This window comes from Microbacterium paludicola, from assembly GCF_039529675.1.
GTDB classification, from domain to species: Bacteria; Actinomycetota; Actinomycetes; order Actinomycetales; family Microbacteriaceae; genus Microbacterium; species Microbacterium paludicola.
On the sequence record NZ_BAAANG010000009.1, the window covers coordinates 22,218 to 31,832 of the forward strand.

12 protein-coding genes are annotated in these 9,615 nt (G+C 71.8%); 5 read left to right on the top strand and 7 right to left on the bottom strand.

Annotated elements, in window-relative coordinates:
- Window positions 1-25: 25 nt before the first annotated feature.
- From ABD161_RS06655 to ABD161_RS06670, 4 genes are all read right to left on the bottom strand, one after another.
- Complete coding sequence (locus tag ABD161_RS06655; protein WP_344000865.1) at window positions 26-1,636, bottom strand: ABC transporter permease; 1,611 nt, start codon at window positions 1,634-1,636, stop codon at window positions 26-28.
- A complete protein-coding gene (locus ABD161_RS06660; protein ID WP_344000866.1) occupies window positions 1,633-2,421 on the bottom strand; it encodes an ABC transporter ATP-binding protein in 789 nt (262 codons plus the stop codon). The genes ABD161_RS06655 and ABD161_RS06660 overlap by 4 nt, the downstream gene beginning before the upstream one ends.
- Window positions 2,418-3,458 carry an ABC transporter substrate-binding protein gene (locus ABD161_RS06665; RefSeq protein WP_344000868.1) on the bottom strand — a complete coding sequence of 347 codons (1,041 nt, stop codon included), beginning with the start codon at window positions 3,456-3,458 and terminating at the stop codon, window positions 2,418-2,420. The genes ABD161_RS06660 and ABD161_RS06665 overlap by 4 nt, the downstream gene beginning before the upstream one ends.
- 104 nt (window positions 3,459-3,562) lie before the next feature.
- Window positions 3,563-4,579, bottom strand: coding sequence for a nucleoside hydrolase (locus ABD161_RS06670; RefSeq protein WP_344000871.1), 1,017 nt, complete (start codon window positions 4,577-4,579; stop codon window positions 3,563-3,565).
- Window positions 4,580-4,629: 50 nt separating this feature from the next.
- Here ABD161_RS06670 and ABD161_RS06675 point away from each other — a divergent pair, with 50 nt between their 5' ends.
- From ABD161_RS06675 to ABD161_RS06685, 3 genes are all read left to right on the top strand, one after another.
- Complete coding sequence (locus ABD161_RS06675; RefSeq protein WP_344000873.1) at window positions 4,630-5,691, top strand: LacI family DNA-binding transcriptional regulator; 1,062 nt, start codon at window positions 4,630-4,632, stop codon at window positions 5,689-5,691.
- A 193-nt stretch (window positions 5,692-5,884) separates the two neighbouring features.
- Window positions 5,885-6,076 (top strand): helix-turn-helix domain-containing protein, encoded by a 192-nt coding sequence (locus ABD161_RS06680; protein ID WP_055992940.1) that lies wholly within the window; start codon window positions 5,885-5,887, stop codon window positions 6,074-6,076.
- A 120-nt stretch (window positions 6,077-6,196) separates the two neighbouring features.
- A complete protein-coding gene (locus tag ABD161_RS06685; RefSeq protein WP_003792170.1) occupies window positions 6,197-6,295 on the top strand; it encodes a 30S ribosomal protein bS22 in 99 nt (32 codons plus the stop codon).
- A 59-nt stretch (window positions 6,296-6,354) separates the two neighbouring features.
- On the opposite strand, the gene ABD161_RS06690 is transcribed toward ABD161_RS06685, so the two are convergent.
- Genes ABD161_RS06690 through ABD161_RS06700 form a run of 3 tightly spaced genes read right to left on the bottom strand, consistent with a single transcriptional unit; the run spans window position 6,355 to window position 8,177 of the window.
- On the bottom strand, window positions 6,355-7,482 hold the full coding sequence (locus ABD161_RS06690; protein WP_344000876.1) for a sensor histidine kinase: 1,128 nt from the start codon (window positions 7,480-7,482) through the stop codon (window positions 6,355-6,357).
- Window positions 7,473-8,024, bottom strand: coding sequence for a response regulator transcription factor (locus ABD161_RS06695; protein ID WP_344000879.1), 552 nt, complete (start codon window positions 8,022-8,024; stop codon window positions 7,473-7,475). Before ABD161_RS06695 ends, ABD161_RS06690 begins: the two co-directional genes overlap by 10 nt.
- Window positions 8,025-8,039: 15 nt before the next feature.
- Entirely contained in the window at window positions 8,040-8,177 is a 138-nt protein-coding gene (locus ABD161_RS06700; RefSeq protein ID WP_344000881.1) for a hypothetical protein, read from the bottom strand.
- A gap of 130 nt (window positions 8,178-8,307) precedes the next feature.
- On the opposite strand from ABD161_RS06700, the gene ABD161_RS06705 reads away from it, so the two are divergent.
- Entirely contained in the window at window positions 8,308-8,580 is a 273-nt protein-coding gene (locus tag ABD161_RS06705; protein ID WP_344000884.1) for a hypothetical protein, read from the top strand.
- A partial coding sequence (locus tag ABD161_RS06710) for a molybdopterin-dependent oxidoreductase (protein ID WP_344000974.1) occupies window positions 8,564-9,615 on the top strand: 1,052 nt, incomplete at its 3' end. The genes ABD161_RS06705 and ABD161_RS06710, both read left to right, overlap by 17 nt.

Below are 9,615 nucleotides of genomic sequence, written 5' to 3' on the forward strand. Positions count from 1 at the left end.
ATCGAGGGGAACGGAGGGTTCGACGTCATGCGATCAGGCCGAGGCGAGCGGTGACGAGACGGTCAAGACGCCCGATGGCGGCGTACGCGATGAGCGCGACGATCACGAGCAGCACACCCGCGGCCCAGAGGGTGTAGTAGTCGGCGAGGACCGACGACTGCGTCAGGAGCTGGCCGAGCCCCTTCCCCGTCGCGAGCCACTCGGCGAGTGTCGCTCCGCCGATGGCGTTGGGCACCGCGATGCGAGCCGCCGCCGTGATGGACGGCAGCGCGTATTGCAGGCGCACGAACCGCGCCGCGTGTGCGGAGGAGCCTCCTGACGCGCGGATCACGTCGAGGGCACCGTCGGGCGCTGCTCTGAGGCCGGCCATCACGGTGACGAGCGTGGGGAAGAACGTCACCAGCGTGACCAGCACGGTGACCCCGAGCAGTCCGCGGCCGAACATCAGCATGAGCAGCGGTGTCAGCGCGAGCAGCGGGACCGACCGGATCACCACGGCGAACGGCATGATGGCGCGTCCGAGCGCGGGGATTGCCACGAACAGCACGGCCACGGCTACAGCGATCGCCGTGCCGACGACGAAGCCGACCGACGCGTCGAGCAGCGTCTGGCTGAGGCCGGCGCCGAACGCGAGCCAGAACTCCGAGGCGGGAGCCCCGCTGCGGGGGTTGCCCGTGAAGAGGAATGTGACGATCTCGGCCGGGGTCTTGGTGAAGAACTCGGGGAGCCCGAACACGCTGCGCAGGCTCTGCCAGAGGCCGATCAGCAGCACGAGCGTCACGGCCCCGGCGATCAGCGCCTGCGAGCGTGCCAGCCGCATCGTCTCGTTGCCGGCGACGTTGGTGCCCACGCCGGCGCCCCTCCCGGCCCACGGCACGAGCAGCCGGGCTGCGAGCGTGACGAGACCGTAGCCGAGGGCGGCCAGCGCCCCGATGAAGACCGCGATCGCCCACGTCCGGTCGGTCAGGAAGGACTGCTGAGAGGTCACGATGATGGCCCCGAGGCCGCGGTCGGCGCCGAAGAACTCGCTGATGACCGCGCCCAGCACGGCGGCGGGCACGGCGATCTGCAGGCCGGCGATCAGCTGCGGCACGGCGCTCGCGGCTCGCACGAAGCGCAGCCGCGCTGCATTGCGCCCGCCGCTGGCCGTGACCACGTCGAGCGCGGCGGTGTCCGTGGAGCGCAGGCCCAGCAGCAGCCCGACGAGGAGCGGGAAGTACACCTGAAGGGCGGCGATCACGATGCGGGACGCGTCGGTCGGCAGGGCGACGATGAGGATCGGCGCGACCGCGACGAACGGGATCACGTGGACGACGATCGCGACGCGCATCACGATCGGCTCGCTGACGGGCACCAGGAGACACAGGCACGCCAGGGGCACGATCACGGCGACCGCGGCGATCAGCCCGGCGAGCGCCACGCGCAGCGTAGCGGCGGTGTTGATCCACAGCAGCTGCAAGTCGGCCGCGATCTGCCCGACCAGGGCCCACGGATAGGGCACGATGCCCGTGCCCGCGAACGACCACGCGACCAGGCACCACAGGATCAGTACGGCGCCGACGGCCGCTGCCCCGATGGCGAGGCCCGTCGCGCGCGCCGAAGCGGTGGCGCGGGCGGCCATCGCGGTCGTCGTCATGCCGCAGTCTCCGTCCGGATACGCGCCGAGAACAGCACCTCAGAGAGCCGGTCGCGGTGCGCGTGGAACTCGGGAGTGCGCTGGAGCTCGGGACGGCGAGGCCGCGGCAGATCGATATGCACCTGCTCGATGATCCGGCCGGGCCGGGCGGCCATGACGAACACCCGGTCGGCGAGGAAGACCGCCTCGTCGAGCGAATGCGTGACCAGCAGCGTGGTCGTGGGGCGCTCCGTCCAGATGCGCTGGAGCTCGATGTTCATGCTCTGGCGTGTCATGTCGTCGAGGGCGCCAAAGGGCTCGTCGAGCAGCAGCACGCTTGGCTCCAGCACGAGGGAGCGCGCGATCGCGACGCGCTGGCGCATGCCCCCCGACAGCTGCGCCGGGCGCGCGTGCTCAAATCCCCGCAGGCCTGTCAGGGCGATGAGGTCGGCGATCGCAGCGCGGTCGACCTTCCGGCCGGCGACCTGCAGGGGTAGGGCGATGTTCGCCTCGACCGAGCGCCAGGGCAGCAAGGCGGCGTCCTGGAACGCGACGCCGATCTGGTGGCGCGCCTGCACGGCGCGCGGCGCAGCGCCGAGCACCGCGATCTCGCCGTTGGAGGGATCCTCCAGCCCTGCGAACATCCGCAGCAGCGTCGACTTGCCGCATCCGGACGGACCGATCAACGCCGTGAACGAGCCGGGCTCGGTGCGCAGGGTGACGTCCTGCAGCGCACGGACCTCGCCCTTCCCCGTCGTGAAGCGCTTGTCCAGGCCGCGCGTCTGCAGTCCCGCGGCGGCGCTCATTCGAAGACCTCGTCGCCAACAGAGAGGTCGAAGATGTCCGCGGCTTTCTCCTTGATGCCGACGGTGTCGAAGAAGCTCTGCAGCTCGGCGAGGGCGGCGTCGTCGACGGCCAGCAGTCCGGTGTCCTCAGTGTTGCGCTCCGCGAGGTCGGCCCAGATCCTGGCGCCTTCGATTTGCGTGTCGAGCTCGAGGCCGAGCTGCTCGCCGTACGCGTCGAAGACGACCTCGCCCGCAGCATCCGGGTCCGCCACCGCGTCCTCGAGGCCGCGCGTGATTGCCCGAAGCATCGCCTCGATCTGCGCCCGTTCCGCCTCGTCCTGCAGCGACTCCTCGCGCACCACGATGAGCCCGCTCCAGCGGTTGTAGCCGAAGTCGGCGAGCGAGATCGTCTCGACGTCGAGCCCCTGCGCTTCGAGCACCACGGGCTGGTTCGGAAGCGTGCCGGTGATGGCGTCGACCTCACCGGACGCGAGCGCTGCCGGGTCGGATCCGACCAGCACCTGCTCGATGCCCTGGGCGTCGACGCCGACCAGGCCGAAGAACGGCGTGTAGACGGGGACGTCGGTCTGCGACATGCCGAGCTTTCGGCCGACGAGGTCGCCGGGCTCCGAGATGCCGGAGTCGGCGAGCGTCACGATCGCCGAGGACGTCGTCTGATAGGTGGCTGCAATCGCGACGAGGCCGGAGCCGGCGGCGACGGAGTTCGCCAGCGCCTCGGCCGACAGGACGCCCATCAGGGCGTTCCCTCCGGCGATCTGGGCGTCCGCGGTGACGTCGGGGCCGCCGGGAAGGATCTCGAGGTCGATCCCCTCGTCGTCGAAGTAGCCCTTCTGGTCGGCCACGATCGTCGCCATGTTCTCGACGTTCGGCAGCCAGCCGAACTGGATCGCGGCGGGTACCGGCCGGTCGGACGACGGGGCGGCGCCGGGCGAAGCCGCATCGGTTGCGCATCCGGCGAGGAGGGCGGCCGCGCCGGCGAGGGCGAGGCTGCCGGCGAGGGTGCGGGCGCTGCGGGAGTGGGAACGGCGGGTGGGCATGGGATCTCCTCAAAACGAGTGCGGAAGGGGCGTGGGGCAGCGAGATGGCGGGGTCGAGGCGCGGTGGGGCCAGGGTGGTCGGGAACGGTGCTGTGAAGAGGGGATCAGACGGTGAGGGCCCCGAGCAGCGCTTCTCGGTGGAACGACTCGACGATGCGGACCGGGTGGCGATCCGACGTGGCGTCGCGCTCGTCAACGACTGTGACGCCGTGCGCCAGACCGCCGTCGTGGACGACGTGTATCCGATGAGTACGTGCCGAGGCGACGCACTCGGGACGCAGCGCGACGGCCATGGCGAGCGGATCGGCTCGGCCGAAGTCGGCGCTCGACGCATATTCCGCGTCGGCGGAGAATCGGTGCGCGGCGAGGTCGCGGAGCACGCGCGCCTGCACGGACGGCCCCGACCAGAAGGCGTCGAGCTCGGCACGCGTGAAGCGGGTGGACAGGGAGGCGTCCCATGTCAACAGCGAGATGCCGCGCATGCGGGAGAACACCGTCTCTGCTGCCTGCGCGTCGGCGTAGACGTTGTACTCGGCGTTCAGCGAGGCGTTGCCGTGCTGCGCGGGGCTGCCGCCCATCATCGTGACGGAGGTCACGAGGTCGGGCAGCGCCGGCTCCAGCGCCAAGGCCAGGGCCAGGTTGGTGAGCGGCCCCAGGGCGATGATGCGTAGCGTCCCGGCCTGAGCGCGGGCGATGTCTGCGATGGCCACGGCGGCATGTTCGCGCTGCGGCGCGGTGCGGCCCCGAGCGTGGGGAAAGCCGCCCAGGCCGTCCGCACCATGGATGTGCGCGGCATCGACGGCGGGGCCCACCAGGGGCCCCGCGGCCCCGCGGTACAGGGGCACGGAAGGCGCGAGCTCGTCGAGAAGCCAGGCGGTGTTGTCGACCACCGCGTCGAGACCGACGTTGCCTGCGACCGTGGTGACCACCAGGCGGTCGTGCGGCAGGAGTTTGGTGGCCATCGCGATCGCGTGCGCGTCATCCAAGCCGGGATCGGTGTCGACGATGTACATGCGGTGTTCCTCGCGGTCCGAGAGATGGCGCGTACGCCAAATCGATTTGTCACACTGTAGGCAGGGCCACGGGCCGCATTTCAGCTCGGAAATGAGAACGTTACGCACTGGGAACGTCGCCGATACGCGACCTGATCGGCGACTCCAGGCTGGCTAGCATGAGCCGCGACGAAGGGCACGGACGGATGACCGAAGCACGCAGACGCCCGGCGACGATCGCCGATGTCGCCGCGCTCGCGGGGGTCTCCCGCACCACCGTCTCGCATGCGCTCAGCGGCAAGGGGCGTGTGGACCCCGCCACGCGAGCACGGGTGCAGGAAGCCGCCAACCGGCTCGGCTACCGGCCGAGTCCGCGGGCACAGCGCCTGCGCGGCGGCAGCTCTGGCGCCGTCGCGATCCTCTCCGCCCTGCCCGCCTCGATCGTGGGCGCAGGATCGGACATGGGATTCCTCATCGAGATGGCCATGCCGGTCGCCCGTGCCTGCCTCGCGCACGGATACGCGCTGATGCTCGTGCCTCCGGATGCCTCCCGAGGGCATTTGGACGGGCTCGACATCGACGGCGCGATCGTGCTCGACCCGCTCGCCGACGATCCGACGTGTGTGGCGCTGATGTCGCGCGGCGTGAGGATCGTCACGGTCGGATCCGCGCCGGGGGTCACGCCCGACGCGGTGGTCGACCGCGGCATGGCTGGCGTCGACGTCATGCTCGATCACCTGGTCGCGGTCGGCGCGCGTCGCATCGGCGTCATCGCCAGCGAGGAGCTGCACGCTCTGTCGCGTGTGCTCGGGGAGGTCGCGCGCGGCGGCGGCCGCTGGGGGCCGGCGGACGTTCTGCCGGTGTCGGCGGCCGCGGCGGCCGGCGAGGAGGGTGGTCGTGAGGCGGCGCACGCGCTGCTGGAGTCGCACCCGGAGCTCGACGCCGTCTACGCGCCGCTCGACGCGTTCGCTGTGGGCGCCGTGACCGCCGCGCGGGAACGCGGACTCACGATCCCGGGCGATCTGCTCGTCGCGACGAACTACGACGGACCGCGGGCCGCCACGAGCGACCCGGCGCTGACCGCGCTCGACCTGGACCTACCGGAGACAGCCCGCCGTGCGGCGGACAGTCTCATGCGGGTGCTGGGCGGAGAGCGGGTCGGCACAGTGTCGGTCCCCGAGCCCGTGGTGATTCCGCGGGCCTCGACGTCTGTCGCCGCGCCGAAGGGGTGGCGGCGGTGAGGTGACGGCGGGCTCGCTTCGTCGCGACGGAAACGGTGATCACATCCCCGGGCACTGCAGCTAGGCGAGCGCGCCGGGAATCAAGGTCGGAGGCCGGGGACCCCCGCGATCCCGTCAGTCACAACCGCCCCACAGGTTTACATGCGACCCGCGGACCCCTAAAGTGAACGACAGTTGAAGAGGGGGAGGCCCTGTGCCTGAGATGCCGGACGTGCGGTTTCTGACCGTCGCAGAGGTCGCCGAGATCATGCGCGTGTCCAAGATGACCGTGTACCGCCTCGTCCACTCGGGCGAGCTCCCCGCCGTGCGCTTCGGACGCAGCTACCGGGTCCCCGAGTCGGCGGTCACGGCCGCGCTGCAGCGTCCGATCGCCGACGCCGGCTGACAGCCGCTCGCAAGGGACAGGCGCCGCATAGAGTAGACTGTCCCGAAGGCACGCTTCCGCCGTGCCCGATCCCGGACGCCGCAGGCTCGGCGTCCAACCCCCTGACATCGTGAGGTTTCCATGGGTTCTGTCATCAAGAAGCGCCGCAAGCGCATGGCGAAGAAGAAGCACCGCAAGCTGCTTCGCAAGACTCGCCACCAGCGCCGCAACAAGAAGTAAGCGGCTGCAACCACTGACGCCGGTCCCGTTCTCGGGCCGGCGTTTCTGGTTCCCGGGGGTCAGTCCGCAGCGGGCAGCAGCAGCGTGACCTCGAAGCCGTCGGCCCGGTTCGCCGCCCGCACCTCGCCGCCGTGCGCGTGCGCGATGCCGCGGACGATCGCGAGCCCGAAGCCGGCGCCGTCGCTGCCGCGCGAGTGCGAACCGCGCCAGCTCACCTCGAAGATCCGCTCGAGGTCCGCCTCCGCGACCCCGTCGCCGCGGTTGCGGACGGTCACGGCGATCCGTCCGTCCTCGGTCGGTGTCGCCGAGACCGTGACCTCGCTGTCGCGGGGCGCGTGCCGCACCGCGTTGGCGAGCAGGTTGCCGATCGCCCTCCCGAGCTCCGCGGGGTCGGCCCAGAGCATGTGAGAGGCCGGGCAATCCGGCACCAGGCGGACCTCCCGGGGCCCCGCCTGCGGCATCACATCGGCGACCGCGTCGGAGATCACGTCGAGCAGATCGATGCGCTCGCGGCGAAGCTCCAGGCCGCCGGTCTCGATGCGCGACAGCTGCAGGAGATCGTCCACCATGCGCGCGATCGCATCCGTCTTCGCCCGGATCAGCCGGCCCGCCGCCTCCGGATCGTCAGACATCCCGTCCTCGAGCGACTCGGCGGTCGCCCGGATCGCCGTGAGCGGCGTGCGGAGATCGTGCGACACCCCGGCGAGGAACGTCCGGCGGGCCGCATCCAGCCGGGCGATCTCGGCGCGTGCCTCGGAGAGCCGCTCGGACGCCTCGGCCAGCTGCGCGGAGACCTGCTCGAACTCGCGCCACCCCGCGCGCGCGGTGACGACGGCGCCGCCTCCCACCTCGCGCGCGGACGAGACGAGGGCCGCGGTCGCCGCACGGGCGGTGCGGCGGGTGATGAACAACCCGACGGCGAGGCTGAGCGTCGCGGAGACCCCGACAACCCACACGAACACCGCGAGGTCGTGCGGGGACACGAACATCTGGCCCATCACGGCGGAGGTCGACACCACCATCGCGGCGACCGCGCCGAGCAGCACGATGGCGAACTGCGACGAGATGGGGCCGCGCCGGTTGGCGCGCAGCGCGAGCAACGTGAGCAGGACGACGCCCGCCGTGCAGGCCGCGGCCGTGGCGACGATGAGCAGCACGTCGGCCACGCCGAGCATCATCAGGTCCATGCGCTGGCGTCCCCGTCCGGTGTGAAGCGGTATCCGCGTCCCCATTCCGTCCGCAGATAGACGGGGATTGCCGGATCCGGCTCGATCTTCTCGCGCAGCCGCCGCACGTGGACGGTGACCGTCGACGCGTCGCTTCCCGCCCAGCCCCACACCTCGCGCAGGAGCGCGTCCCGCGGGATCAGCTCGCCGGCGTGCCGGGCGAGGTGCAGAAGCAGGTCGTACTCGCGCGTCGTCATGCCGACCTCGCGGCCGTCCACCCAGGCGCGGCGCCGCGCCGGATCGATGCGGAACCGTCCGGCGGAGATGACGGCGACCGGATCCGCGGCCCGCCGCCGCCGCAGCAGCGCGGCAACGCGCAGCTGAAGCTCGCGCATCGAGAACGGCTTGGCGAGGTAGTCGTCCGCGCCGTGCTCGAGCCCGGCGATGCGGTCCTCCACGGCGCCGAGCGCGGTGAGCATCAGGATCGGGACGTCGGACGCCGCGCGCACCTGCCGGCACAGCTCGTCGCCGCTCACACCGGGAAGCATGCGGTCGAGCACCACGAGGTCGGGGATCTCTTAGCCGAGCGCCGCCGCGGCGGTCGCGCCGTCACCGTGAAGCTCGACGGCGTAGCCGGCGGAGCGGAGGTACTCGCCGATCACGGTGCGCACGGTGTGAGCGTCCTCGACGACCATCACGCGAGGCGCACTGTCCATGTCCCGACGATAGCCACCGCCGCCGCCCGCGCGGACTTCCTTACGGTTCCGAAAGCACTCGCGGCAGGCGACGTCGGCTCTGGTTGCCTCGGATCGTCGCGATCCCGCGGCCCGAGAACTGGAGAAGCCGATGCGAAAGTCAACGCCCGCCGTCACCGCCCTCGCCGCCCTCGCGCTGCTGCTCGCCGGCTGCGCCGGAGGCACCGCCCCGTCGGACGACATGGAGGAGCCGATGCCCTCGTGCTCGCCGAGCGAGATGATGGCCGAGACGGAAGAGCCGATGGACGAGTCGATGAGCGAGGAGCCGATGGACGGCGAATCGATGGATGACGAGTCGATGACCGAGGAGCCGATGGACGACGAGGCGATGAAGGACGACTGCGAGGATGACACCTCCCGCTGAGGCAGGACCGCGGATCGCGCCGGGCACCGGCGTCGGCGGCCGGACGCACCGTGGTCTCGCGGCGGGCACGGGGGTCGCCGCGGTCGTGCTCGGAGCCGGCGTCGGCGAGGCGCTCGCCTCCCTGCTCGCCCCGCGCGCCAGCCCGTTCGCGGCGATCGGGTCCGTGCTGATCGACCTCGCGCCCGCGTGGGCGAAGGACGCCGCGATCGCCCTGTTCGGCACTGCCGACAAGATCGCGCTGCTCGTGCTGATCGGGGCGGTGCTGCTCGGCGTCGCGGCCGTGGCGGGGCTGCTCGAGCGGCGCCGAGCCCCCTGGGGAGCCGTGCTCGCGGCGGCCCTCGGCGTGCTCGGCGCGATCGCGGCCGTCACGCGCGCCGACGCCGGCGCCTTCACGCCCGTACCCTCGATCGTTGCCGGGGCCGTGGCGGCCGTGACGCTGACCCTTCTGCTGCGGCGGAGGTCGTCGGCCGGCCCCGGGCCGGACGCCGGGATGTCGCGCCGGTCGGTCCTGATCGCGGGAGGCGCGGCGACCGTGGTGGGGATCGCGGCAGCGGTCTGGGCGACGACCCGGGCCGCCGGGGAGCGGTCGGTCGCGGCGATCCGCGCGGCCCTGCGGCTTCCCGCCCCCCGCTCGACCCAGCCGGTGCCGGCCGGCGCCGATCTCGGGATCCGCGACCTCGCGCCCGTCATCACGCCGAACGACGAGTTCTACCGGATCGACACCGCGCTGATCGTTCCCGAGATCGATCCCGCCGCCTGGCGCCTGCGCATCCACGGACTCGTCGAGAACGAGGTCGAGATCACGTGGGACGAGCTGCTCTCCCTGCCGCTGAGCGAGCACGTCGTCACGCTCGCCTGCGTCTCGAACGAGGTCGGGGGAGACCTCATCGGCAACGCGCGCTGGCTCGGATATCCGATCCGCGAGCTGCTCGCCCGGGCCCGGCCCCTTCCCGAGGCCGACATGGTGCTCTCGCGGTCGCAGGACGGGTTCACGGCCGGTACACCGCTGGAGGCCCTGACCGACGACCGGGATGC